This is a genomic window from Streptomyces sp. NPDC101227, assembly GCF_044767545.1.
Classification (GTDB): domain Bacteria; phylum Actinomycetota; class Actinomycetes; order Streptomycetales; family Streptomycetaceae; genus Streptomyces.
In genome coordinates this window covers 122,597-145,440 of sequence record NZ_JBIWOD010000010.1, presented here as the reverse complement: position 1 = coordinate 145,440, position 22,844 = coordinate 122,597, and the positions used below count along the sequence as shown (strand labels likewise).

The 22,844-nt window shown below is 69.3% G+C and carries 24 protein-coding genes; 14 read left to right on the top strand and 10 right to left on the bottom strand.

Annotated elements, in window-relative coordinates:
• The first annotated feature begins 207 nt into the window (after positions 1 to 207).
• From ACIRPT_RS24015 to ACIRPT_RS24000, 4 genes are all read left to right on the top strand, one after another.
• A complete protein-coding gene (locus tag ACIRPT_RS24015) occupies positions 208 to 792 on the top strand; it encodes a carboxymuconolactone decarboxylase family protein (RefSeq protein WP_403830613.1) in 585 nt (194 codons plus the stop codon).
• Positions 789 to 1,655 (top strand): RNA polymerase sigma-70 factor, encoded by an 867-nt coding sequence (locus ACIRPT_RS24010; protein ID WP_403830333.1) that lies wholly within the window; start codon positions 789 to 791, stop codon positions 1,653 to 1,655. The genes ACIRPT_RS24015 and ACIRPT_RS24010 overlap by 4 nt, the downstream gene beginning before the upstream one ends.
• Positions 1,656 to 1,819: 164 nt before the next feature.
• On the top strand, positions 1,820 to 2,281 hold the full coding sequence (locus tag ACIRPT_RS24005) for a nuclear transport factor 2 family protein (protein WP_403830331.1): 462 nt from the start codon (positions 1,820 to 1,822) through the stop codon (positions 2,279 to 2,281).
• 79 nt (positions 2,282 to 2,360) lie between these two features.
• A complete protein-coding gene (locus ACIRPT_RS24000; protein ID WP_403830329.1) occupies positions 2,361 to 2,981 on the top strand; it encodes an MBL fold metallo-hydrolase in 621 nt (206 codons plus the stop codon).
• A 96-nt stretch (positions 2,982 to 3,077) separates the two neighbouring features.
• On the opposite strand, the gene ACIRPT_RS23995 is transcribed toward ACIRPT_RS24000, so the two are convergent.
• Together ACIRPT_RS23995 and ACIRPT_RS23990 are read right to left on the bottom strand one after the other, a co-directional pair.
• Positions 3,078 to 3,779, bottom strand: a complete 702-nt coding sequence (locus ACIRPT_RS23995) for a 2-phosphosulfolactate phosphatase (RefSeq protein ID WP_403830611.1) — start codon at positions 3,777 to 3,779, stop codon at positions 3,078 to 3,080.
• Positions 3,780 to 4,079: 300 nt separating this feature from the next.
• Positions 4,080 to 4,988 (bottom strand): LysR family transcriptional regulator, encoded by a 909-nt coding sequence (locus ACIRPT_RS23990; protein WP_403830327.1) that lies wholly within the window; start codon positions 4,986 to 4,988, stop codon positions 4,080 to 4,082.
• 71 nt (positions 4,989 to 5,059) lie between these two features.
• On the opposite strand from ACIRPT_RS23990, the gene ACIRPT_RS23985 reads away from it, so the two are divergent.
• The gene (locus tag ACIRPT_RS23985) at positions 5,060 to 6,010 is read left to right on the top strand and encodes an NAD-dependent epimerase/dehydratase family protein (RefSeq protein ID WP_403830325.1); all 951 of its coding nucleotides are present in this window, start codon (positions 5,060 to 5,062) and stop codon (positions 6,008 to 6,010) included.
• Between the two features lie 16 nt (positions 6,011 to 6,026).
• Positions 6,027 to 6,917, top strand: coding sequence for an aldo/keto reductase (locus ACIRPT_RS23980; protein WP_403830322.1), 891 nt, complete (start codon positions 6,027 to 6,029; stop codon positions 6,915 to 6,917).
• Positions 6,918 to 7,157: 240 nt separating this feature from the next.
• Here the strand turns inward: ACIRPT_RS23980 and ACIRPT_RS23975 are convergent, their stop codons facing one another.
• The gene (locus tag ACIRPT_RS23975; RefSeq protein WP_403830320.1) at positions 7,158 to 7,982 is read right to left on the bottom strand and encodes an ABC transporter permease; all 825 of its coding nucleotides are present in this window, start codon (positions 7,980 to 7,982) and stop codon (positions 7,158 to 7,160) included.
• On the bottom strand, positions 7,979 to 8,899 hold the full coding sequence (locus ACIRPT_RS23970; RefSeq protein WP_403830318.1) for an ABC transporter ATP-binding protein: 921 nt from the start codon (positions 8,897 to 8,899) through the stop codon (positions 7,979 to 7,981). Before ACIRPT_RS23970 ends, ACIRPT_RS23975 begins: the two co-directional genes overlap by 4 nt.
• A 208-nt stretch (positions 8,900 to 9,107) precedes the next feature.
• Here ACIRPT_RS23970 and ACIRPT_RS23965 point away from each other — a divergent pair, with 208 nt between their 5' ends.
• Positions 9,108 to 10,283: a sensor histidine kinase gene (locus ACIRPT_RS23965; protein WP_403830316.1), complete on the top strand. Its 1,176-nt coding sequence runs from the start codon at positions 9,108 to 9,110 to the stop codon at positions 10,281 to 10,283.
• The gene (locus tag ACIRPT_RS23960; protein ID WP_403830313.1) at positions 10,280 to 10,942 is read left to right on the top strand and encodes a response regulator; all 663 of its coding nucleotides are present in this window, start codon (positions 10,280 to 10,282) and stop codon (positions 10,940 to 10,942) included. Before ACIRPT_RS23965 ends, ACIRPT_RS23960 begins: the two co-directional genes overlap by 4 nt.
• A 244-nt stretch (positions 10,943 to 11,186) precedes the next feature.
• On the opposite strand, the gene ACIRPT_RS23955 is transcribed toward ACIRPT_RS23960, so the two are convergent.
• The gene (locus ACIRPT_RS23955) at positions 11,187 to 11,834 is read right to left on the bottom strand and encodes a DUF1963 domain-containing protein (RefSeq protein WP_403830310.1); all 648 of its coding nucleotides are present in this window, start codon (positions 11,832 to 11,834) and stop codon (positions 11,187 to 11,189) included.
• Between the two features lie 348 nt (positions 11,835 to 12,182).
• Here ACIRPT_RS23955 and ACIRPT_RS23950 point away from each other — a divergent pair, with 348 nt between their 5' ends.
• The 3 genes from ACIRPT_RS23950 to ACIRPT_RS23940 all read left to right on the top strand — a co-directional run bounded on the left by ACIRPT_RS23950 (position 12,183) and on the right by ACIRPT_RS23940 (position 15,437).
• On the top strand, positions 12,183 to 12,671 hold the full coding sequence (locus ACIRPT_RS23950) for a hypothetical protein (protein WP_403830307.1): 489 nt from the start codon (positions 12,183 to 12,185) through the stop codon (positions 12,669 to 12,671).
• Positions 12,672 to 12,953: 282 nt separating this feature from the next.
• A complete protein-coding gene (locus tag ACIRPT_RS23945) occupies positions 12,954 to 14,681 on the top strand; it encodes an FAD-dependent oxidoreductase (RefSeq protein ID WP_403830305.1) in 1,728 nt (575 codons plus the stop codon).
• Positions 14,682 to 14,939: 258 nt separating this feature from the next.
• The gene (locus tag ACIRPT_RS23940; protein ID WP_403830303.1) at positions 14,940 to 15,437 is read left to right on the top strand and encodes an EF-hand domain-containing protein; all 498 of its coding nucleotides are present in this window, start codon (positions 14,940 to 14,942) and stop codon (positions 15,435 to 15,437) included.
• A 418-nt stretch (positions 15,438 to 15,855) separates the two neighbouring features.
• On the opposite strand, the gene ACIRPT_RS23935 is transcribed toward ACIRPT_RS23940, so the two are convergent.
• The gene (locus tag ACIRPT_RS23935) at positions 15,856 to 16,833 is read right to left on the bottom strand and encodes a helix-turn-helix transcriptional regulator (RefSeq protein ID WP_403830301.1); all 978 of its coding nucleotides are present in this window, start codon (positions 16,831 to 16,833) and stop codon (positions 15,856 to 15,858) included.
• A 128-nt stretch (positions 16,834 to 16,961) separates the two neighbouring features.
• Between ACIRPT_RS23935 and ACIRPT_RS23930 the strand changes: the two genes are divergently transcribed.
• Together ACIRPT_RS23930 and ACIRPT_RS23925 are read left to right on the top strand one after the other, a co-directional pair.
• Positions 16,962 to 17,702 carry an NIPSNAP family protein gene (locus tag ACIRPT_RS23930; RefSeq protein ID WP_403830299.1) on the top strand — a complete coding sequence of 247 codons (741 nt, stop codon included), beginning with the start codon at positions 16,962 to 16,964 and terminating at the stop codon, positions 17,700 to 17,702.
• 298 nt (positions 17,703 to 18,000) lie between these two features.
• Positions 18,001 to 18,414 (top strand): DUF3592 domain-containing protein, encoded by a 414-nt coding sequence (locus ACIRPT_RS23925; protein ID WP_403830297.1) that lies wholly within the window; start codon positions 18,001 to 18,003, stop codon positions 18,412 to 18,414.
• A gap of 41 nt (positions 18,415 to 18,455) precedes the next feature.
• On the opposite strand, the gene ACIRPT_RS23920 is transcribed toward ACIRPT_RS23925, so the two are convergent.
• From ACIRPT_RS23920 to ACIRPT_RS23910, 3 genes are all read right to left on the bottom strand, one after another.
• Positions 18,456 to 18,950, bottom strand: a complete 495-nt coding sequence (locus ACIRPT_RS23920) for a cupin domain-containing protein (RefSeq protein ID WP_403830295.1) — start codon at positions 18,948 to 18,950, stop codon at positions 18,456 to 18,458.
• Positions 18,951 to 19,184: 234 nt separating this feature from the next.
• On the bottom strand, positions 19,185 to 19,745 hold the full coding sequence (locus tag ACIRPT_RS23915) for a hypothetical protein (RefSeq protein WP_403830293.1): 561 nt from the start codon (positions 19,743 to 19,745) through the stop codon (positions 19,185 to 19,187).
• Between the two features lie 398 nt (positions 19,746 to 20,143).
• Positions 20,144 to 21,043: a LysR family transcriptional regulator gene (locus ACIRPT_RS23910; RefSeq protein ID WP_403830291.1), complete on the bottom strand. Its 900-nt coding sequence runs from the start codon at positions 21,041 to 21,043 to the stop codon at positions 20,144 to 20,146.
• A gap of 107 nt (positions 21,044 to 21,150) precedes the next feature.
• Here ACIRPT_RS23910 and ACIRPT_RS23905 point away from each other — a divergent pair, with 107 nt between their 5' ends.
• Positions 21,151 to 21,687, top strand: coding sequence for a hypothetical protein (locus ACIRPT_RS23905; RefSeq protein ID WP_403830289.1), 537 nt, complete (start codon positions 21,151 to 21,153; stop codon positions 21,685 to 21,687).
• A 459-nt stretch (positions 21,688 to 22,146) separates the two neighbouring features.
• Here ACIRPT_RS23905 and ACIRPT_RS23900 read toward each other — a convergent pair whose 3' ends face one another.
• Positions 22,147 to 22,620 carry an OsmC family protein gene (locus tag ACIRPT_RS23900; RefSeq protein ID WP_403830287.1) on the bottom strand — a complete coding sequence of 158 codons (474 nt, stop codon included), beginning with the start codon at positions 22,618 to 22,620 and terminating at the stop codon, positions 22,147 to 22,149.
• Positions 22,621 to 22,844: the final 224 nt, after the last annotated feature.

The following is a 22,844-nucleotide window of genomic DNA, read 5'->3' as shown; positions in this document are numbered from 1 at the left end:
GAGAGCGCTGAGAGCAAGACCGGCGTGGGGGTTCCTCAGTCCGCGTTGTCGGGCCAGTAGAGCGTCGAATGCTCCGCGGCGTCCGCGCCGTCCAGCTCCGCGATCATGAAGCCGAACGGCTCGCGGTGGCGGTGGTTGTCACATACGAGGGCCCGGCGGTGTCTTCATGCCGAACAGCCCGACAGGTGAACGTCCAAGGAGGACATGATGGCGCTTCGTGTGCCGAAGGCCGAGCTCCCACCCGAGCTCAAGGAGAACATGATCAAGCAGCTCGGTGCCGTGCCTGAGAACGTCGAGGTGCTGTGGCACAGCCCCAAGGTCGCGCAGGACAATGTGGAGTTCGGTGGCAAGGTGGGCGCGTGGGATGCGGCCGACGCCGGCCTCAAGTCGTTCGCGCACATGGCCGTCGCGGCACAGGTCGGCTGCAGCTGGTGCCTCGATGTCGGCTACTTCCAGGCGCAGAACGGGAACTTGGACCTGACCAAGGCGAGCCAGGTGCCGCGCTGGCGGGAGGCGGACGTGTTCACGGCGCTGGAGCGGGAGGTGCTGGAGTACGCCGAGGCCATGACGAACACGCCGATGACCGTCACCGACGAGCAGTACGGGGGTCTGCTGGAGCGGCTCGGCCCGGCCGCGATGGTTGAGCTCACCGCGTTGATCGCCTACGTCAACCTGGCGACCAGGGCCAACGTGGCGAACGGGGTCACCTCGCAGGGCTTCTCCGATGGGTGCGCGATCCCGCTGGCCAAGCGCCCCGAGCCGTCCGGCGTGGCGTTGGCGTCGACGGCATGACCGAGGATCCGTTCGTCGCCCATCGCAACCTGCTGTTCACGGTCGCCTACGAGATGCTCGGTTCGGCGGCCGACGCGGAGGACGTGCTGCAGGAGTCCTGGCTGCGGTGGGCCGACGTCGACCGGTCGCAGGTGCGCGACCCGCGGGCCTATCTCGTCCGCGTCGTCACGCGGCAGGCGCTCAACCGCCTGCGGGCGTTGTCGCGCTGCCGCGAGGATTACGTCGGCGAGTGGCTCCCGGAGCCGCTGTTGACCAGCCCTGATGTTGCCGAGGACGTCGAGCTCGCGGAGAGCGTGTCGTTCGCGATGCTGACCGTGCTGGAGACACTCGGGCCTGCGGAGCGGGCGGTGTTCGTGCTCCGGGAGGTCTTCGACGTGCCGTACTGGGAGATCGCCGAGGCTACGGGTAAGTCCGCGGCCGCGGTGCGGCAGATCGCGCGGCGGGCCCGCGACCACGTGGCGGCCCGGCGGCCGCGGGTGCGGGTGAGCCGCGCGGAGCAGCAGACCGTGGTGGAGCGGTTCCTGGTCGCGTTGCGCACCGGGCAACTGCAGGAGCTGATGGAGGTCCTGGCACCGGACGTGGTCCTGGTGGCTGATGGTGGCGGGCTGGTCGCCGCCGCTCTGACTCCGGTCCACGGTGTCGACTTGGTGGCGCCGTTGCTCGCGCGCGCGAACCGGGTGGTGGCCGCGTTCGACACCACGCCGGTGTGGCTCAACGGTGCGCCCGCCGGCCGGATCGAGTTCGACGGCGAGCCGTCCGCGGTGAGCCTCGTGGTGGAGAACGGGCAGGTGACGCGGATCTACGTGGTGCGCAACCCGCAGAAGCTGACGCGGCTGGACAAGCCGGCCGAACTAGCCAGGTAGGCATGCTGCTGCTCCGGCGTTCGTGGGTGTTCCGGGGCTGGGGTCGTGGCCAAGGCCCCGGAACACCCACGAACCCTCGTACTGCTGAGACGAACACCCAACCCCCGAAGCCCGGACATCGGATCTCGGGCATCGGACATCGGACAGGAAGGCACATCGAAGCCATGACCGACATTCAGGCCATCGCTGATCGCGTCGAGATCGAGGCATTGCGCGGCGAGTTCACCGACGCGGGAATGATGCACGACTACGACCGTTTCGCTTCGCTGTTCTCCCACGACGGCGCGTGGCGGATGCCCCACATCCCTGCCGAGTTCATCGGCCGGGCGCAGATCCGCGCCACGATCGAGCGGCTGCAGGATCACTGGGAGTACTTCGTGCAGACCGTGCACCCGGGCATGATCCGGATCGAGGGCGACACCGCGCTCGGCCGTTGCTACGTCGCCGAGTTCGGGCGCATGCGCGGCGGCAGCTCACACCTGAACTACGCGCTGTACCACGACCGCTATTTGCGCGCCGACGACGGCTGGAAGTTCAGCGAACGTGTTTACGAGGTCAGATACCTCGACACCACCCCGCTGACGGGTTCGCCGCTCCGTACAGCACCCGGGCAGCCAGCGGCGTGACCAAGCACGCCGGCGTGGATGTCGAACTTGCCGGTGCGAGACCGACCCGCACGGCGGCCCGGTCGGAAGGGGTGGGGCCATGAGGATCACCAAGTTCGGTCATGCGTGTGTGCGACTGGAGCGGGCAGGGCGGGCGGTCGTCATCGACCCGGGTGTGATGTCTCCCGAACCCACTGCGCTGGCGGGGGTCGAGGCCGTCCTCGTCACGCATGAACACTTCGACCACTTCGATCCGGAGCGCCTGCGCGGCCTCGGCTCGGCCGTCTACACCTGCGCCGGCGTTGCCCGGCACCTGAGCGGGTTGGGTGAGCGTGTGCACGTGGTCCGTGACGGGGACAGCTTCTGCGTCGCGGGCTTCGAGGTGACGGCGGCGGGCGACCAGCATCACGTCAGCCACCCGGATGCGCCGCCGGTCGACAACGTCGGGTTCCTGATCGACGGGGAGGTCTTCCACCCGGGTGACGCGCTGACCCTCGTCGACGTGCCGACGCTGCTGTTGCCCGGCCAGGCGCCGTGGCTGACGGTGCCCGACATGATCGGTTACCTGCGTCGGATATCACCGCGCCGTGCCTATGCCATTCATGACGGGCTCCTCAACGAATGGGGCCTGCGGGTCCTGGACGACGTCCTGGCCATGGAGGCCGAGCGAGCAGGAGCTGACATCCGGCGACTCCGCCCCGGCGAGAGCGTCGAGGTGTAGTGGACGCAGCTGGGTCGCCCCTGGGCGATCTTGCTGATGCCGCATACCCGACCGGATGCCGGCTCTCGCACGGCGAGAGGTGGACCTCACCAGCGATCAGATCGAAGCCTCGTGGGCCGGCGGAGGCACGGCGCACGGACGGAGGACCATGAGCGATTCTTCCAAGGCCGCCACCATGGCGAACGGGAACCGGTCGAGCTCAAGACAGAGTGCGATGTCATCAGGATGGACTCCTTGACGCACCCCCTCCGCCAGCTCGGCGGCGGCGCGCGACTCGCCGGCGCGGCGGAGGAACTCGGCCGCATCCGTCGTGGCCTCGGTGGCCCTCCGAGCGATGTATTGAGCGCACGCCAGATCTTCATCGGCGTGCCCGTCCTCACCAGTGACCACGAACGTGACCCTGTCACGATCGCGTGTCCGCAGGAGCCGAGCCGTTGCCTCCGCCACCACGAAGCCGGCGCACAGCACCAGCGACGCCTCCTTCACCGCAAGGGCACCGACCGTCCCCGCCGTGGTTTTCTGCACAACGGTCCGTCCGCCAAGGTCAATCGACCGCAGCAGGCCCGGCGAGTTGACGGCGTCGAACCCGGGCGCGGGCGGACCGTCTTTGAGCGCCACCCAATCCGGGTGGCGAGCCTTGAGCGCCAGTGCTTCGTCCAGCGACTCGGCAAGAACGATCTTTTCCGCCCCCTGGCCAAAAGCCCAGGCAGCCACCGTGAAAGCGCGCATGACGTCGACCACGACCGCCACGGACGGGGCTTCGACCAGCTCAGCGATGCCAAGGAAACGAGCGTCCATCCGGTCATGATCGCGCATGCCCGATCCGAACGACCCGAAGCGCCAAGAGAGTGGTCCACATCACATCACCGGTCTCGGAATGCCACACGTCTGCACATGAACCTGCGCAACGCAGCTGACCCGACCTGATCAGGCAGCAACCAGCTAACGGACAACTGCCGGGCCCCGGAGGCGTCATGGTGATCCCCGGGACCCGTGGCGTGTCCCGAAACCGGATCGGGATGGCTCGGTGGCCTGCGCGGCGGCTTCGCCCTCGGTCGGGTCCGGCACCTGCGTCTGGGCGCGGGGTCCTCCTGGGGGTCAGGGTTCGTCCATCGCCGCTGCCTGTTCCTGGAGGGCCTGCACCAGGGTTCTGACCTGTGGGTGGTTGCGGCGGTGGATCGTGACCACGCCGAGGTGCCGGCTCGGAATCGGCGGCGTGATCGGGATGGTGCGTAGTCCTGGGATCGGCGGGGTCAGTGCGATCGAAGGGATCAGCGAGATCCCCGTGCCCGCGGCGACGAGGGAGCGGGCGAAGAAATAGTCGGTCGTGGTGCCGCGCACCTCGGGGTCGAAGCCGGCGTGTTCGGCGTAGCGGCGCAGGTAGGTCTCGGTCTTGTGGCAGCCGAGTACCCAGGGCTCGGCGGCCAGTTCGGTGATGTCGAGCGCCTTGCGGCCGGCCAGAGGATGTGTCTCGGGCAGGACGACGTGCAGGGGGTCGTCCATGAGTGCCGTCCACGCCAGGCTGGAGCTCGGGCCGGGCCGGCCGGGCAGCGGGCCGTCGAAGTGGTAGGCGAGGGCGAGGTCCACGGCACCCTGGCGGACCAGCGGCAGGCTGTCTTCGGGCTCGGCCTCCCGCACGTGGACCACCGTGTCGGGATGGGCGGCGGTGAGGCGGGCGAGTGCGCCGGGCAGCAGGAGCCTGCCTCCGCTGGTGAAGGTGGCGATGGTGAGCTGGGTGCGCCCGCTGCCGAGCCGGGCGACCTGCTGCTGGGCGTGTGCGAGTTCCGCGGCCACCGACTCGGCGGCCCCGACCATGATCCGGCCGGCCGGGGTGAGGGTGACTCCTCGGGTGCTGCGCGCCACGACCTGGGCGCCGAGACTGCGTTCCAGGGCGGCGATGTGCTGGGAGATCGCGGAGGGGGTGAGGTGGAGGGCTTGCGCTGCCTGGTTGAAGCTGCCGTGTTCCGCCACCGTCCGCAGGACACGCAGCCGCTGCACATCGATCAACAGTATTCCTTAATGCGTATCCAGTAAGTAGGTAGTTCTGCTGGTGACTTTAGGTGTCCAGGATGGGGGGCATGCAAAAGATCTGCGTTATCGGCGGAAGCCGTTACTTCGGCAAGCTCCTGGTGCGGCGCCTGCAGGCGGCGGGCCACCAGGTCACAGTGATCAACCGCGGCTCGACACCGCCGCCCGCCGGGGTCGAGCACCTCGTCGTCGACCGCAACGACGAGGCCGCCCTGAGTGCCGCGCTTGGCTCGGCCACCTTCGACGCGGTCATCGACCAGGTCTGCTACACCCCGGTGCAGGCCGCGATCGCCGCCCGCGCCTTCAGCGGCCGCACCCGCCGCTACGTCATGACCTCCACCATCGAGGTCTACGACCCGGCAACCGCCGCACTGGCTACCGTCCCGCACGGCACACCGGTGCCGGAGGAGACCGTGGACCCGGACACCTGGCTGGTGGCCATGGACCTGCCCTGGCACGACACGGCATACCTTCAAGCGCACTACGCCGAAGGCAAGCGCCAGGCCGAAGCCGTCTTCACCCAGCACCAAGGGTTCGACTTCGCTGCCGTGCGCAGCGCCCACGTGCTCGGCGGCGGCGCGGCGGAGTTCACCGGCCGGCTGGCGCACTATGTCGAGCGCCTCACCCGCGGCAAGGAGATCGCCGTGCACGCCGAGGCGCTGCCGACGGTCTTCATCCACTACCAGGAGCTGGCGGACCTGCTCGGGTGGGCGGCCACGGCCACCGACGCCACCGGTCCGGTCAACGCCTGCTCCGACGGCCCGCTCGACGTGTACGAACTGGGGGCCGTGATCTCCGCGCAGGCCGGCCGAGAGCCCGTCTACCGCCGTGTCGCCGCGGGCGAACCGGCCTCGCCGTTCTCCTTCGACCGCCACTACGCCCTGAGCAACGCCCGCGCGAAGAACCTGGGCTTCTCCTTCTCCCACACCACCGACTGGCTGCCCGGCGCCGTCGCCGAAGTCCTCGACGCCACCGCCGCCCCCGCCGCCCCCGCCGCCTGAGGAACAGACACCCACCATGCAGTACCGCAGCATCGGAAACACCACCGTCAGCGCCGTCGGCCTGGGCGCCATGCCACTGTCCATCGAGCACCGCCCGGACGAACAACAGGCGATTGCCACCGTCCACGCCGCCCTGGACGCCGGGGTCACGCTCATCGACACCGCCGACAGCTACCACTGGCACGCCGGCGAAGCCGGTCACAACGAACTCCTCGTCGCCCGCGCCCTGGCCCGCTACGGCCGGGACACCTCTCACATCCTCGTCGCCACCAAGGGCGGGCGCGGCCGCCCCGGCGACGGCAGCTGGACCGTCACCGCCACCCCGGCCCACCTCAAGCACGCCGCCGAAGCATCCCGTAAACGCCTGGGCGTGGAGGCCATCGGCCTGTACCAGCTGCACAAGCCGGACCCGGCCGTGCCCTGGGCGGAGTCCGTGGGCGCGCTGCGCGAGCTCCTCGACGCCGGCACCATCCGCGCCGCCGGGATCTCCAACGTCACCACCGGCCAGATCCGCCAGGCCCACGCGATCCTCGGCAACGACCTCGTCTCCGTACAGAACCAGTACTCGCCCGCCGTGCGCGACAGCGAGCCCGAGCTGCGGCTGAGTACGCAGCTGGGGCTGGCCTTCCTGCCCTGGAGCCCGCTGGGTGGCATCTCCCGCAGCTCCCTCGACGGACCGTCCGGTCCGACCTCTGCGAGCACCGCTTTCCACCGCATCGCGGCCGAACACGGTGCCAGCCCCCAACAGATCGCTCTGGCCTGGCTGTTGACCCGTTCCCCGTCGGTGATCCCGGTACCGGGCGCCAGCCGTCCGGCCTCCATCCACGGCTCCGCCGAGGCGGTGGAGCTCGAGCTCAGCGAGGAGGAGCAGGCACAGTTGGAAGACGCACTGCCACTGTCCGGCTGAGCCGGCCCACTCATCGGCCCGTGTGCCGGACGAACGCGGCGCTCGACCACCACGAACTCCGCGGCCGTGGCTCGCGCCGTCACCGCGCCCCAGGTCCACCTGCTCGCTCCGTCCCGTCCTCGCCGAATCGCTTCCTCGGCGGCTGGCGCAGCCCTCTCGAAAGCCCGCACGGGAGGGCGTGACCGAGCGCGCCACCCACAGAGTGCTCCGGGGCGAGGAGTACGCGCCCCGGAGGCACGCTCACACGTCGCGGCGCTTCACGACGAGCACGGCGAGTGCGACCGTGATCAGCGGCCAGAGCGTGTACGCGCTCCAGGAGCCGGGGACCGTGGCGGTGTAGCCCAGGGATGCGGGATCCGGCTCCCAGGTTTGGACCAGGCGGTTCCAGGCGGCCGACACCAGCGCGTGTTTGACGTCTGCCGACCAGCGGTTGCTCTCGGAGAACATGGTGGGCAGCATCAGCAGGGTGAAGACGCTGGTGGTGATGGTCGCGGCGGCATGCCGGAGCAGAACGCCGAGGCCCAGACCGACCAGGGCACAGACCGGAGCCAGCAACGCGGATGCCGCCAGCGCCCGGAACACCCCGGGGTGGGTGATCGGGACGCCGGCATGGTGCCCGTTCAGGATGGCCTGGGAGACCAGGAAGGAACCGGTGGAGGCGGCCGTGCCGACCGCGGTCCACAGTGCGGCGGTGACGACCGCCTTGGCCAGCACGACCGAGCCGCGGGCCGGGACGGCCATGGTGGTGGTGCGGATCAGGCCGCTGCTGTACTCGCTCACGACGGTGAGTGCGCCCATGCTGCTGGCGACGAGCATCAGCGTCCAGTAGCCGGTCGCCGGGTAGGCGTCGAAGGGCCGGAATTCAGCGGGGCCGGAGACCGTGGCCTTGTCCGTCAGCGTGGCCACGGCGGCGGCCCCGACGACGAACAGGACGGTGAGTGCGATCGCCCACGGGGTGAAACGCAGGGACCGCATCTTGATCCACTCGGAGGCGAGCAGGTCGCGGAAGCGGGCGGGCGGCGCGGCGGCGGGGGTGGTCGGGGGGACGGAGGTGAGCGTGGTCATCGGGGCTGTCCTGCCAGGTATTCGGTGCTGTCGGCGGTGAGTTCCATGAAGGCCTCCTCCAGTGAGGCGGTGCGGGTGGTGAGCTCGTGCAGCCGGATGCGGTTGTCGAAGGCGAGCGCTCCGATTCGGTCCGAGGGCAGCCCGGTCACGGTGAGCTTCTCGGCGCCGGGTGAGCCCTCCGGCTCGACCGAGGCGCCCGCCGCGGTCAGCACGGCCGTCAGCTCGGCGGCCTGCGGTGTGGCGACCACGACGCTGCTACGGGTGCCGCGGGCCGCGAAGTCCCGTAGCGACTCGGCGGCGATGAGGCGCCCTTGGCCGATGACGACGAGCTGGTCGGCGGTGTTCTCCATCTCCGACATCAGGTGGCTGGAGAGGAAGACCGTTCGGCCTTCGGCAGCCAGGCGACGGAAGAGTTGGCGCACCCAGAGGACGCCTTCCGGGTCCATGCCGTTGATGGGCTCGTCGAACATGAGGACCGGTGGGTCACCGAGCAGTGCGGCGGCGATGCCCAGCCGCTGCTTCATGCCGAGGGAGAATCCCCCAACGCGGCGGTTCGCCGCCTCGGCCAGCCCCACCTCCTGAAGCACCTCGCCCACCCGGCGGGGCGGGATCCCGTTGCTGCGGGCCAGAGCGGACAGGTGCGCCTTGGCGCTGCGGCCGCCGTGGACCTGGCCGGCGTCGAGGAGGGCGCCGACATGTCGCAGTCCGCGCGGATGGCTGTGGAAGGGAACGCCGTTGACGGTGGCGGCGCCGGTGGTGGGGGCGTCCAGGCCGAGGATCATCCGCAAGGTGGTGGACTTGCCGGCTCCGTTGGGGCCGAGGAAGCCGGTGACCTGGCCCGGCCGCACGGTGAAGGACAGATGGTCGACGGCCGTCTTGCTGCCGTAGCGCTTGGTGAGTTCGCTGACTTCGATCACGGCACCCACACTGCCGAGAGGACCCCCGTACGGTCATGGGGCCGTGGGCGGCAATCGTGCCCCCGGGTTGGCCCGTGGGCGTACGTCCCCAGGCTGATGCCGCGCGGGCGGTCGCCGGTTAATCTCGCGGCGTGAACCCCATGACGATCACTCTACTGCCCGCGCGCATCGCGCACCGCGGCGTCGTTCCCGTGAGGGGATGCCGCCGATGACGAGAACCAAGGGCGTGGCCTGGGCGGGGGGCATCTCCTACCTCCTTGTGGTGGGTCTGCTGGTGGGGGGCGCGCCGCGGGCGTCGGGCACGGTCCACGGCGTCGGGGCACTGCTGGCTGTGAGCCTGCTCTGCGGCGTGGTGCGACGGATGCCACTGGCGGCTCTGGCCATGACACTGTGGGGATCCACTGCTGTGGTGGTCGGCCCTGCGAGTCCCGTCCACGAGAGTCTGGCGGCTTCGTACCAGGGACAGTTCCTGTCGTATCTGGCGGTGGATCTCGTCCTGGGCTTCATCGTCGCCACCTGCGCACGGCGCTCTTCGATCGTCGCCGTGGCCGTGTCCTTCGCCGTGCAGCTCCTGGTGATCGGCGGCTTCGCGCACGGGGACAACCTGACCGTGAACGGGGTGATCGCCCTCCTGGCGATGGCCGCGTCCTGCATGGCCGGTCTGTTGAGTCGCGAGCGCCGCGAGCACGCGGTGGCGCTGCGTGCACAGGAGGTGGCCGAGGCCGTGACCGCCGAACGGCTGCGGATCGCACGGGAGTTGCACGACATGGTCGCGCACAGCATCGGCATCATCGCCATCCAGGCCGGTGTGGGCAGCCGGGTCATCCAGACCCAGCCGGCGCAGGCGCGCGAAGCCCTGCGCGCCATCGAGGCCACCAGCAGAGAGACCCTGTCGGGCCTTCGACGCACAGTGGTGTCGCTCCGTCAGGCCGACCGGGACGCGACCGCCTCGGAACAGTCGCCGCTCGCCCCCGCGCCGGGGCTGGCGGACGTCGAAGGGCTGGCGGCGGCGACCGCGGGCGCGGGGGTACGCGTCGACGTGCGGTGCAGCGGCGAGCGGCGCCCTGTGCCGGCCGAGATCGACCTGTCCGCTTACCGCATCGTGCAGGAGGCGCTGACCAACGTGGTGCGGCACGCGGGCACCGGGCGTTGCCGGGTGGCCATCGACTACGGGGACGAGGAACTGTCAGTAGAGGTCATCGACGACGGGCGCGGCGCCACGGAAAACGGCTCGGCCCACGGCTTCGGCATCATCGGGATGCGGGAGCGGGTCGGCCTGCTGGGCGGCCACCTCAGCGCCGGGCCGCGCCCCGAGGGCGGCTTCCGGGTGGCGGCCGGGCTGCCGCTGCCGGCACCCGTCGGAGTTGCGGTGGAGGCCCGATGACCGTCCGGTTGGTGCTCGCCGACGACCAGCCGTTGGTTCGGTCCGGTCTCCGTGTGCTCATGGCCGATCACACCGACCTGGAGGTCGTCGGCGAGGCCGCCACCGGCTCCGAAGCGGTCCGGCTCGTCGGCGACCTGAGCCCCGACGTCGTGGTGATGGACATCCGGATGCCCGGCATGGACGGGATCGAGGCCACCCGCCTGATCACGGCCGGTCCGACGAGCACCCGCGTCCTCGTCCTGACCACCTTCGACGAGGACGATCACGTCTATGGCGCGCTCCGGGCCGGCGCGAGCGGTTTTGCGGTCAAGGACATGGCGCTGGACGACATCCTCGCGGCTATCCGCGTGGTCGCCGCCGGCGACGCACTGATCGCGCCGGGTGTGACGCGCCGTCTGATCGCGGACTTCATCGCGCGCCCCATGGCTGCCCCGCAGCGCTCCCCGCGACCGGTCGAGGGCATCACCGAGCGGGAACGGGAAGTGCTGACCCTGGTCGGGCGCGGCCGGTCGAACACCGAGATCGCCGAGGACCTCTTCATCACGGTGGCCACCGCCAAGTCCCACGTGTCACGGCTGCTCACCAAACTGGGCGCCCGGGACCGGGTCCAGCTCGTGATCACCGCCTATGAGATGGGGCTCGTCGCCGCCGCTCGCTGATGGCGTCCCCGACCCCATGGTGAAGCGGGGAATGCCCTGTCGCTCACGTCTCGGTGTACGGACCGCCGAAGGAGGAGGCTCGCGTACGAACCGCCGAAGGAGAGGCTGCTGCCACGCCACCCACTGCGGCTGTGGAAAGGACTTGAGGAACCGTCGTGCTGAGTTTCGAGAACGCCTGGCCGCTGCACTTCGCGGTGTGCTTGTGCCGGTGCTCACGCAGCGGGTGTGCGCCGGCGCCCGGAAGTCATGAGCAGTCGAACCAGTGCCCGATGGGGCGCTCAGGACAGGTGCGGCACTCGAAGATGTAGACGCCGCCGGCGTCACCGAGGCACAGTCCGGCGGGGTTGTGGGCATCGGGGTCCCAGCGCCGGCCGGCCGCATCGTTGTCGTCACCTCGGTCCTCTTCGGGAAGCCAGGTGCGCCAGGACTCGCCGTCGAACTCCCAGCTGGCCACGGTCAGGAGGTGCTGCATCCGGCTGCCGCACCCTTCGCAGTCGGGCCAGCACGGTTCCTGGGTCCAGCCCGGGTAGCCGCCCAGCTTGATCCCTGGGGCATCCGCGAGGTGGTAGGAGTACCGCAGGCCGGTTTCGGCGAACAGTGTGTTGAAGCGGCCTGCGAGCGAGTCGTTGACGTCAGCGGGCAGGTCCCCGCTCGGGTACTCGGTCACTTGCTCCGGGTGCACCACACAGGGAGCCGGGTACCAGTCCTCGGGCAGCCCGGCCGCCGGTGCCGGGGTCGGTAGTACCTCGCCGATGGCACCGGCGGCCCGCCAGTGGACCTGGGGCAGCGGGTAGCAGAACTCGCCGTGGGCGTAGGGGCACCACAAGACCTGCAACAGGTCCCTACCCTCGGGGAACGGCACCCCGGGCGCATCGGCACGATGCACCTGCACGATAGGAACCATGGGCACAGCGGGCTCCAGCCGGCTCACAGTATCCATGTCGTAGTGCTCCTCCCCACACACCGGCCACGGCTCCTCAGCGGGCCAGCGCAAAGGACCTCCGACGGAACTGTCCTTGCAGGTCGGAGAACCGGGACGCGGGTGCAGACGGACGGACTGACGGCGGAAGGGAAGCAGCTCAGGAAACAGGCTCTCCACGTCGACCGGACGGTTGGGCGTGTGACGGGACATGCGCAGGACTCTAGGGCTCCCCTATGACAGTCGGCCCGCCGGAGGCATGATGGCTGGGCCGGCCGGGGCCTGTCGGGTGTCTCTTCGAGCTGAGTAGCATGCCGCAGCGTGGCAGATATCCATGAGGTTCTCCTCACGGCCGAACTTCCGGCTGACCTGACAGAAGCCGAGATAGCCGAGCTTCGCTGGCACCTTGGGCATGACTCGCGCCCGGAGCGGTTCACCATCGTGGTGGATTGCTGGCCGATGGTGACCGTCGACGAGAAGGGCGAGCCCCTGCCTGAAGACCAGTGGGAGATCGACCGGTACCCGCTGCTGGCGGAGCGCGGACCTGCGGACCCGAGGATCGGCGGGGTTGTCTACTCCGAACTGGCCCGCCGCGACGGACCAACTGACCGCGGCTGGGCCCTGTCTTCGCGCCAGGTCCTCCACAGTGACGACCTCACCTTGCTGGAACAGTTGCTGCACTGGTTGCAAAGCCGGGCGGTCGGGCACAGAGGAGGACCGGCTTGCTTCAGTTGCCACACCCGCTTCTACGAGGACGCTCTCGTCCTCAAGCCGGTGCTGCTCGATGAGGGCGGATTGGCGATTCTCTAGGTCTCTTCGACCGCGATCGATGTGAACCAGGTGTTGATCGCCCGCTCCCCGCGACCGACGCCGTTCCCCTGACGTCCGGTCCATGCTCTCCGGCCGACGGCACTACGAGGCCGCGGCCGGAAGAGGTTCTCGCCTCGTGCGAGTGCCTGCCTCAGCTGCGTCTGATGGCCCGATCGCTCCGGTTTCGCGGATGCCCAGGCGGTCCAGGATCAGACCGACTTCCACTCATGTCGGTGGCGCTCGTGGTCGCTTCGGCTGAGTTTCCGTTCGACGGCCGCGCCCATGAGTGCGCCGGCAACAACGACGAGAAGGAGCATCGCTGTGTCCAAGAGCCGTGATCTCGGGTCGGTGGCGGTGCTGGGCGGCGGCGTCGCGGGGCTGACCGCGGCACATGAACTCGCCGAACGCGGTTACCGCGTCACGGTGTACGAACGCAACGACGTACCGGGCGGCAAGGCCCGCAGCATGGACGTCCCGGGCAGCGGCACCGGGGGACGTCTCCCGCTGCCCGGTGAGCACGGCTTCCGCTTCTTCCCGGGGTTCTATCGCAATCTCCCGGACACGCTGCGTCGCATCCCGTATCCGAACAAGTCGGGCAGCGTCCACGGAAATCTGGTGACCGCCCCCGAGTGCCTCGTGGTCCGGAGCGGCGGCCGTCGGAACGTGCGGTTTCCGGTCCGTACGCTGTTGTCGTTACCCGCTTCGGCGTCGCTGCTGCCCGGCACTCTGGTGGAAAGCCTGATCGGGCTTCTGGACACCTCGCCGAACCTGCCGCCCACCGAGGTCGCTCACTTCCTCGGCCGCCTCCTCGTCCACATCACCAGCTGCGAGCTCCGGCGGATCGAGCAGTGGGAGAGGGTGCCGTGGTGGAAATTCATCAATGCCGAGGCCATGTCACGGGAGTATCAGCAGCTGCTCGGCGTCGGGATCACCCGGGACCTCGTCGCCATCCAAGCCGAGGTCGCGAGCACGCGCACCGTCGGCCGCCTCACCCAGGCGTTCCTCTACAACCTGCTCGGCCGAGGCAACGACGGCGAGATCGACCGGGTGCTCAACGCGCCGACCAGCGAGGCATGGATCACGCCCTGGGAGGACCACCTCCGCGGCCTCGGCGTCGAGTTCGCGTTCGGCACCGCGGTCGAGGAGCTCGGCTACGCCGACGGCCGGATCACAGGCGTCAGGGTGAGGTCCACCAGCAGCTCAGCGGGCCGTACCGTGGCAGCCGACCACTACATCAGCGCCATGCCCGTCCAGGACGCCCGCGCCGGCTGGGGCGCCGATCTCCGCGCTGCCGACCCCCAGCTCGAACGCTGCGACCGGCTCCGGACGGCCTGGATGGTCGGCGTGCAGTTCTACCTGCGTACCCGCACGCCCCTCGTGCGCGGGCACGTGATCCACGTGGACTCGCCGTGGGCGCTCACCTCCGTCAGTCAGGCGCAGTTCTGGAAGGGGCGTGACTTCCGCTCGGCCTATGGGGACGGAGAGGTGGCCGACTGCCTCTCCGTGGACATCTCCGCATGGGACAAGCCGGGGATCCTGTACGGAAAGCCCGGGATCAAGTGCACCCCTGACGAGGTTCGCCGGGAGGTCTGGGCCCAGCTCAAGGCCGGGTTGAACGGCGCCGGGCGGCGGGTGCTCGCCGACGCGGACCTGCACTCGTGGTTCATGGACCCGGCGGTGACCGGCCTCGGCGGACCTTCACCGGCCAATCGTGAGCAGCTGCTCATCCACCCCGTGGGCACCTGGTACGACCGGCCGTCGAGCCGCACGGCGGTGCCGAACCTGTACCTGGCCGGCGACTACGTCGCCACCGACATCGATCTCGCGACGATGGAGGGCGCCAACGAGTCTGCGCGGCGAGCGGTCAACGCCCTGCTGGACACGGACCGTTCGACCGCACCCCGCTGCCGGGTCCGGAACCTCTACCGTCCTCCCGAGCTGGCCTTCCTCCACAAGCTGGACGAGATCAGGTACCGGTCCGGCCTGCCCAATCTCTTCGACCGCGGCTAGGTCCCCGAAAGCGGCCGTGCTTGCCTGAGCCGGCTTCCGAGCACGCCCGTTTTGGACCCAAGGGGCGCAGGACTGCTACGGAACCTGCGGCCCCACTCGGCATCTTCGTACGGGTGGTAGCCGTAGGCGTCCCGGGCCCGGCCGGGCCGGGTCGGGTCGGGTCGGGTCGGGTCGGGCAGTACTTCCCGTTCACTCATGAGGGGTAGCAGGTGTGTGAGGGGCTTCTGCCCGATCCCCCAGCTGGCAGGCTGTGTCGGTATGACCACTACCAGCAATAACGCGATCGTCGAAGAATTTCGGCGCATGGACGCCGACGGCGACGGGACCGTCGACCGTACCGACTTCCTGCGTGCGCCGCGCAAGCTCCTCGCCGCCCTCGGCATTCCGGAGGACGACCCCAAGGCGCAGGCCCTGATGCAGGCCAACGAGACCCAGTGGGCCTCCTTCCTCGCTCTTGGCGACGCCGACGGCGACGGGGTCCTGAGCGCTGACGAGTACGTGGCCACCCGTACCTCGCCCGAATTCCGTTCCCCGAAGCGGCCGGGCAAGGGGGAGGTCTGCCAGACCCTCTTCGCCGTCCTCGACAGCGACGACAACGGCAGCGTCAGCCAGGACGAGTTTCTCCGCGCGGCCGACTTCCTGTGTATGCCGCAGCCCGAGGCGTCGAGCTACTTCGCGACGCTCGACAGCGACGGCAACGGACAGCTGAGCTACAAGGAGTTCCTCAAGGCGGTCAAGCGCTTCTACACGAGCTAGGCATCGCGTCGGCGATCCCGCGACGTCTCCGCAGGTAGGCCCCGAAGGTCGCCGGGGTACTGGAGGAGTCGTCACGGGCCACCGGCCGAGACCCGGACCGCATCGCCGAACGGTGCCACTCCAAGAGCCGGGCCCCGGGGACAGCATGACCGCCCCCGGGGCCCGTGGTGTGTGTGCGTCGATCAGTTCTCAGCCTCGCCCTGGACGGGCGGCCTCCCGCAGTGGTCGCGGGCCGCCGGCCACGACCGACTTCGGCGGCCGTTGCTCGGCTGATGGGCAGCATCCGTATCCGCCGTGACGCCGGCGGCTCGGTGACTGCGGCGGGTTGTTGGACCGCTCGAAGCAGGAGTTGCGCTCTCACTCGATGTCGTCGGAGTGAGCGGGGTGCCTTCACCGCGTTGGAGGCGCATCCCTGGCATCAGGCGAGTCCGTAAGCTCTGGAGAGTACGCCTACCGTGTCGGCCATGGCTTGGCGCAGTTCGGCCGGGGCGACGACCTCGACGTCGATACCGAGCCGCAGCAGCTCACCACACGCGTACGCGGTGCTCTCGGTCGGGATGACCGCCTCGACCCATCCGTCGTCGCCGACGCCGGTCGCGGTGGAGTCGACCGCCCGCACCACCTCAGGGGGGACATTGTCCGGCAGACGTCGGCGTCCCCGTGGCGACAGGCGGATGGTGGCGGTGCCGGTGAAGCGGCGGGTCTGGAACTCTTCGAGGTAGGAGGTCCAGTACGCGCCCAGGTCGAAGTCCTGCGGCCGGTCGAAGCGCTCGTCGCTCAGCACCGCGTCGAGGACTTGGGTGATCCGGTAGGTCGCCGTTCGGCTCTCCGTAGCGGCCACGAGGTACCAGACGCCGGATTTGAGTACCAGGCCGTAGGGGCGAAGGCGGCGCTGTACTTCTTGCGGCGCGCGCCAACGGCGGTAGCGCACGTCCACCGCACTCCGGGTGAGCACCGCGTCGACGAACAAGGGCAGATACGGCGTCTGTTCCGGTTCCCGGTACCAGCCCGGCGCGTCCAGGTGGAACACCGCCGCGGTCCGCTCGGCCTCCTCGCGCGGTCCCGTCGGCAGCGCGGCCAGCAGCTTCAGTCGTGCGGCCGTCACCTCCGCCGTGAGCCCCAGGTCGGCGGCGGGGCCCGGCAGTCCGGCGAAGAACAGCGCCCGTGCTTCGCCCTCGCTCATCCCGGTCAGGCGGGTGCGGTAGCCGTCGAGCAGCTGGTAGCCGCCTCCGCGGCCCGGTTCCGCATAGATCGGGACCCCGGCGGTCTGCAGACGTGCCAGGTCGCGGTAGGCGGTCCGTACGGACACGTCCAACTCGTCGGCGATCCCCCGCGCGGAGATGCGGCCACGGGATTGCAGCAACAGCAGCACTGACAACAGTCGACCGGCAGACATGGACGCATTCTCCTCGGAAACCCTGACAGCCCCTGGCACACGGCGCCCCTACCGTCGGCTCGCGACCGGCTCCCACCGAACGAGCCGGGAACCCGCGCCCGCGGAAGAGAACCGAACAGGAGCCTGCCGTGCCCCCCACCGACCCTGTCGACGGCCCCGCTGTGATCGAGCTTCGCCAGTACACGCTGCGTCCGGGCCGACGCGACGAGCTGATCGAGCTGTTCGACCGGGAGTTCGTCGAAACCCAGGAAGAGACCGGGATGATCGTGCTCGGCCAGTTCCGGGATCTCGACGATCCGGATCGCTTCGTCTGGCTGCGGGGGTTCGCGGACATGGCCACGCGCCACCGCGCGCTGGCGGCCTTCTACGGTGGCCCCGTCTGGGCCGAGCACGGGCCCCAGGCCAATGCCACCATGATCGACTCCGACGATGTCCTCCTCCTGCGGCCCCTGTCGGACGGGAGCGTCTTCGCCCGCTTCCCGTCCGAGCGGCCCCAGGCCGGTGCTCCGACACCGAGGCGATTCGTGTCCGCGACCGTGTGGTCCTTCCCTCCCGGGCGAGATGACGGCATCGCACTGATCCGGGACGGTCTCCTCCCCGTGCTCCGCGAAACGGGACCGGCGCCGATCGCCGCCCTCATCACCGAGACGGCAGACAACACGTTCCCCAGACTGCCGGTGCGCACCGGGGAGAACGTCGCGGCCGTCTTCACCTCGTACCCCGACGAGAGCTCTCACCGGCGGCACCGTGCCGATGTGCAGGCGCATCCCCTCGCGCGGGACGCGATCCTGCCGGGCATCAGGCGAGAACAGACGACAGCCCCCCGGATACTGCGGCTGGCGCCCACAGGCCGCTCGCTCATCTCCTGACCTGCTTCCTCAACGGCCCCTCAGCTTGGCATTCATCGTCGGCCGACTGGCCCGAGCCGGCCCGCACGGCCCGCACCCTCAACGCCGAGGCCCCCTCAACGCCGAGGCACCCTCACCTGCGCCTCGAACGTGCCCGGCGGCGAAGCGGCCACCGGCCCTTCCTGCGCACCACCCTCACCAACACCAGGTAGGCCCGAGGAGCCGGCGCGCCCGCGCACCTTCGTGAACCAGCGTGCCGCGTCATCCTGATGCGCGGCCCGTGCCGGGTGGGCGCGGTACGAGGGAGAGCAGGGGACCGATGTCGGGTGAAGCGATCGGGATCGGGCTGGCCGCGGTGGCGGGCCTGATGGGTCTGTGGGCCGGTGCTCGGGAGGCGCGGCTACAGCTGCGGCTGAGCCGGTACCCGCTGCACGCCGAGGGGGTGGTGGTCCAGGAGCAGGCGGCGTCGGACGAAATGTTGACACCCGTCATCGAGTTCACCGACCGGCAGGGCCGGCCCGTCAGGTTCCGGCCCGTCAGGTTCCGGCCCGTCGCGATAGGGACGGGGCTGGGGCTGGACCTCGGAAGCCATGTGCCGGTCGTCTGCCTGCCCGAACAGCCGGAGAGTGCAAGGGTGTTCACCCGGAAGCACCGCACATCTCCGGTCGTCGGCCTGTTCGGCGGAGGCGTGCTCTTCCTCGGCTCCGTGGTGTGGGTCGTGTTCATCCGCTGAGCTTTGGACGCGCTCGGTGTGTCGGCGGTCCGTGGGCCGGCTCAGCCGTGGAGTTCGGCGTTCCATACGGGGCTGTCCACGTAGTGGTTGTCGAAGCGTTCGGACGAGGCCTTGATCTCTTCGGGACTCGCCTCGCCGCGCATGACCCGGTCCAGCAGACGCAGGTAGTCGAAGCGGGCCATCCCGGGGGTGAAGGCGAAGAACACGTCGGCTTCGCGTCCGCGGGCGGCGGCGAAGGCGTGCGGGGTGTGCGGCGGGACGAGGAGGAAGTCCCCGGCCTCGAGCACGGTGATCTCCTCGTCGACCAGGACGCGCAGCGCGCCGTCGATGACGAAGAAGAGCTCGGCGGCCCGGGTGTGGAAGTGGGCCGGGGCGCCGACGGCTCCCTCGGCGAAGGTGGAGCGGTAGCTGGTGAGCAGACCGCCGGTGGTGTCGGAATCGGCCAGCAGCGTCATCAGGCTACTGGGGTCGCTGGTCGTCTCGGCCTCCGCGGCCCGGGTGAGCAGCGTGGGGAAGTCGATGTTCTGGCTGGTCATATGAGGTCTCCTCAGTTCTGCGGCCCGTTCGCCGCCGTTGTGAGTACCACTCTAGGAAGCCCAGAGACCCGATTCAGGGTGCATTTGTGTGGCGAAAATTGAGGTCAATTGACCCGGCGCCGTGCCGGATCACGGTGTGGGCTGAAGGTCGTCGGCGGGCGCCGGTCGGCCGGCCGCCGGGTGACATGCGCGCGGAGCCGTCCGTCGGGCGGCTCCGCGCACGGCGCGTCGGGTTCAGTCGGTGATGTACCAGTCGTTCTTGAGGTACTCCAGGGTGCAACTGCCGAGCTCGCTCTCGGAAAAGGTGACGGAGGCCCTGACCGATTCGACCGGCATCTCGATCTTGCTGGGCGTGCGCACGGCGATGCGCTGCGGGTCGACCGTCGCCGTTTGCAGGGCCTTCTTCTGCGCGGGCGAGATCATCTGGAACACGGCGACGTACGTCGCCGTGCACGGCCCGATCCCCTGGTCCTGGGCCTTCTTCGCGCCGGGCCCGGCCACTTCGCAGACCGTGTCGATGTCCTCACGGCCCAGGGCGTGGAGGTACTGCTCGTACCGCTGGATCGCGCCCTCCTTCGTCCTGGGCGCGGGCTGGTCGCCGGTCGGCTCGGCCGACGGCTGCTCGGTCCGAGCGGACGCGGACGGCGTGGCCGACGGCTCCTCGGCCCGCGTGGACGCGGACGGCTGCGAAGGCTTCGCGCCGGTGTCCTCCTTGGATTTCTCCGGACCGCACCCACACGCCACCAGCGCCACACAGGCCGACACCGCCACGCTCACCATCGTCCGCGCTCTCATTCGGTCCCCTCACCACCAGCCGACAACACCTCAACAGGTCACGCAGGATCCGGGGGAACGGTTCCCGCGCCAGGGTTCGCCAAGGCAGCTCCAGGAGCCTTATCCGGCCCGGTACATGCCGCATGCCGCATGCCGAGTCGATCCAGGTCCGCGAAATCGGCTGGGCCGGCTGGCGTCGCCACCGACGCTGCCGAAGCCCGGCCTCGGAAGAAGTTCTCCATGCCGTACGCGGCGACGAAGGCCGCCACGCGCTCTTCGACCTTGCGCCGAGTGGCTGGTGCGCGACGAGTTGCGGGAACCGTTTCAGCAGGTGGCGCCGGAGGCTCCGCCACGCCCTCGAGGCACGACTGCGACGTGGAGCGGGAGACCGTCGCGGGCCACTGAGACCGGAACGGTCTTCAGTGGTTTTCCTCGGGCTTGCCGGTGCCCCAGTTCCAGCTGGTGATGGTGGTGCGCATCAGCCGGGCGGCGGTCGACAGGTGACTGCCGGCGCCCCAGCACAGGGTCACCGTGCGACGGCAGTCGGGGCTGTCCACGGGGATCCAGGCGAGGGCGGTACGGGTGGCCTTGCTGCGGGCGAAGGAGGGAACGAGAGCGATGCCGAGTCCCGCGCTGATCAGGTCCGCGATGGCGCTGTGCTCGTCGCTTTCGCAGACGATCTTCGGGGTGAGGCCTCGGGCGGCGAAGAGCTGATCGAGCAGCCGGCGTAGCCAGTGTCCCTCGCGGGCGGTGACGAAGGGCTGGTCGGCGAGTTCCTGGATGCTCACGGACGTACGGCCTGCGAGCGGATGATCGGCTGGCATACCCACCCCCACCGCCTCGTCGAAAAGTTGCACTGTCTCCAGGCCCTCGGCGCGGATCGGCTGCGAAGCGACGCACAGGTCGACATCCCGGCCCCGCAGGCGTCGGACCATGTCCTCGGCCGGCGACCACTGGAGCTCGATTTCGACAGAGGGATGGGCGCGCTTGAAGGCCGCCAGCGGGCCGGTGAGGGTGAGGAACGTTTCCGACGCCAGTCTCACGGTGCCCAGGCCGTCGCTGGTGGCCTCGGCGACGGCGCGTTGTCCTGCCTGGAGTTCACCGAGGGCACGTTCGACGTGATCGCGGAAGAGCTTGCCCGCGTCGTTCAGTCGGAGCCGGCTGCTCCGGTCGAAAAGCGGTGCGCCCAATTCGCTCTCCAACCGGGCGATCGTGCGGCTCAGCGACGGCTGCGCGATGTGCAGTTCGTCGGCCGCCCGGCTGAGGTGCTCCAGCCGGGCCACCGCGAGGAACTGCCTGAGCGAGTTCAGCTCCACCATGCCTCCGAGACTATGACGCCATAGCGATATTGATCTTAGACAGGATGACTCACCAGTCATAGCGTCGAGTTGTTCGCACAGGGAGATCACAGCGAGGAGGAATCACCATGATCACCAGTAGTCCGGGAACCGCCGACGTGCATCGGGGAGAGCGGCGGAACGGCAACCCACGAGCGAGGCGCATAAAGCTCTTCGCCATATCGCTGGCCGCCGCCGTGGTCGGCGTCTGTGCTGTAGGCAGCGCTGACGCCGATACCCCGGAAAGGGGTCGAGTCGAGGTCCTCGAACTCAAGATTCAGAACGAGCAGCAAGCGGCAACTGATCTCGGTCCGGCAGGGCCAAGCTTGGGTGATATGGACGTCTACTCCGGCTCCGCCATAAGGGACGGCCGCAGAGTCGGACGTGGGGGCGGGTCGTGTCAGGTCATTCATGTCAACGGCAAAGAACTCACGACGCAGTGCCTGATCACGATAGAACTCGAACGTGGCTCTCTGACGATGCAGTCACTCTGGGGCGGCGGAAAGGGTTCGCTGGACATGGCCATCACCGGCGGCACGGGCATTTACAGAAACGCACGGGGCACTGCTCGCTACTGGGACATCGCGACGCCGAATGAGAGGTTGCGGGCCGAAATCCTGCACTGATACGTGAAGCGAATCCGGACGAGGCGGACCATCTCTCCCACGGGGTACGTCCGGTCCAGCGTTTGGTCAGCCCGTACTCGGCCCCCAGATCCGTCACCGCCGGTCGGGCCTGCCCACAGCTCTCCGCCCGGCGGACCCTCGCCTGCCTAGACTCTGACCCCCATGGCTTTGCGGCGTCCGCAGCCGTCCCCGGCACCTACGAACTCACCCGGGCGCAGAACGGACGGGCGACCTGGCAGCACGGGACGAGATGGCGCGCGTCGCCGGGCGCATCGTCCGGCGCCGGACCGGCCGCCGCACCATCCCCACCGGCCCCGACCGGTCGGCAGGGTTGTGCGCATCGGCTGGGATCAGTTACGTGCCAAACCACGCAACTGATCCCAGCTCACGCACCTATGCCCCGTCCCAGGCGCTCACCGGCCGGCTGCCGAACGCAACGCGTGCCCCTGTTGGCCTCCCCTACTGAACACGGATAAGCGGCTCATGCCGGATGGGGAAGTTCACCGAGCGAGCAATGAAGCACACCGAATGCACTTCGCCATGCAGTGCGCGAGCCTTGTCCACCATCGACGCCTCCGCAACGGTCACCTCGGGACGAAGCACGACTTCGGTTATCTGGCCTCCCCCACCGTCCGCGTCCATAGCCATGACCCCGTGAGCGCGGTCTTCGTAGTCGACAACGTTCACCCCGCCAACAGCGCACAGGTGGAGATACCAGAGCATGTGGCACTGAGCAACCGAGGCCACCAGCAGCTCCTCGGGATTCCAGCGGGACGAATCACCACGAAAGGCCGGGTCGGAGGAGGCAGCAATAGGCACCTTCCCCAATGCCAGAACCTCATGGGCACGACTGAAGGAACGATAACTATCCGTACCTGAACCGAGGTTGCCGGTCCATTCAATCGCTACGTCATAGGTGTGCGTCTCAGTCATACGGCCAGGATAAGGAGAGTCCAACCCAGCGCAGGGAGAAGGCCAAGAACGTTCTCCTGCTCGCGCCGGTCTTTGCGCCGAGCGGCAGGCATAACGATCCCGGAACACGCTGGGACCCGCCAGTACCGAAGCCAGCGACCACACCCACCGGCCGTATGCAGCTTTCCCACGCCCTCCACGGCATGAGGACTCGCCGACCGCGGGAGGCGGTCAGGGCCGCGGCG

Bases quoted from the DNA above. Each gene is read 5' to 3' on its own strand.
- ACIRPT_RS23965 (WP_403830316.1), top strand. From the start codon at position 9,108: ATGACGAGAACCAAGGGCGTGGCCTGGGCGGGGGGCATCTCCTACCTC.
- ACIRPT_RS23905 (WP_403830289.1), top strand. From the start codon at position 21,151: ATGATCACCAGTAGTCCGGGAACCGCCGACGTGCATCGGGGAGAGCGG.
- ACIRPT_RS24010 (WP_403830333.1), top strand. From the start codon at position 789: ATGACCGAGGATCCGTTCGTCGCCCATCGCAACCTGCTGTTCACGGTC.
- ACIRPT_RS23920 (WP_403830295.1), bottom strand. From the start codon at position 18,950: ATGACCAGCCAGAACATCGACTTCCCCACGCTGCTCACCCGGGCCGCG.
- ACIRPT_RS23910 (WP_403830291.1), bottom strand. From the start codon at position 21,043: ATGGTGGAGCTGAACTCGCTCAGGCAGTTCCTCGCGGTGGCCCGGCTG.
- ACIRPT_RS23900 (WP_403830287.1), bottom strand. From the start codon at position 22,620: ATGACTGAGACGCACACCTATGACGTAGCGATTGAATGGACCGGCAAC.
- ACIRPT_RS24005 (WP_403830331.1), top strand. From the start codon at position 1,820: ATGACCGACATTCAGGCCATCGCTGATCGCGTCGAGATCGAGGCATTG.
- ACIRPT_RS24015 (WP_403830613.1), top strand. From the start codon at position 208: ATGGCGCTTCGTGTGCCGAAGGCCGAGCTCCCACCCGAGCTCAAGGAG.
- ACIRPT_RS24000 (WP_403830329.1), top strand. From the start codon at position 2,361: ATGAGGATCACCAAGTTCGGTCATGCGTGTGTGCGACTGGAGCGGGCA.
- ACIRPT_RS23975 (WP_403830320.1), bottom strand. From the start codon at position 7,982: ATGACCACGCTCACCTCCGTCCCCCCGACCACCCCCGCCGCCGCGCCG.
- ACIRPT_RS23945 (WP_403830305.1), top strand. From the start codon at position 12,954: ATGAGTGCGCCGGCAACAACGACGAGAAGGAGCATCGCTGTGTCCAAG.
- ACIRPT_RS23940 (WP_403830303.1), top strand. From the start codon at position 14,940: ATGACCACTACCAGCAATAACGCGATCGTCGAAGAATTTCGGCGCATG.
- ACIRPT_RS23935 (WP_403830301.1), bottom strand. From the start codon at position 16,833: ATGTCTGCCGGTCGACTGTTGTCAGTGCTGCTGTTGCTGCAATCCCGT.
- ACIRPT_RS23980 (WP_403830322.1), top strand. From the start codon at position 6,027: ATGCAGTACCGCAGCATCGGAAACACCACCGTCAGCGCCGTCGGCCTG.
- ACIRPT_RS23995 (WP_403830611.1), bottom strand. From the start codon at position 3,779: ATGGACGCTCGTTTCCTTGGCATCGCTGAGCTGGTCGAAGCCCCGTCC.
- ACIRPT_RS23960 (WP_403830313.1), top strand. From the start codon at position 10,280: ATGACCGTCCGGTTGGTGCTCGCCGACGACCAGCCGTTGGTTCGGTCC.
- ACIRPT_RS23915 (WP_403830293.1), bottom strand. From the start codon at position 19,745: ATGAGAGCGCGGACGATGGTGAGCGTGGCGGTGTCGGCCTGTGTGGCG.
- ACIRPT_RS23985 (WP_403830325.1), top strand. From the start codon at position 5,060: ATGCAAAAGATCTGCGTTATCGGCGGAAGCCGTTACTTCGGCAAGCTC.
- ACIRPT_RS23925 (WP_403830297.1), top strand. From the start codon at position 18,001: ATGTCGGGTGAAGCGATCGGGATCGGGCTGGCCGCGGTGGCGGGCCTG.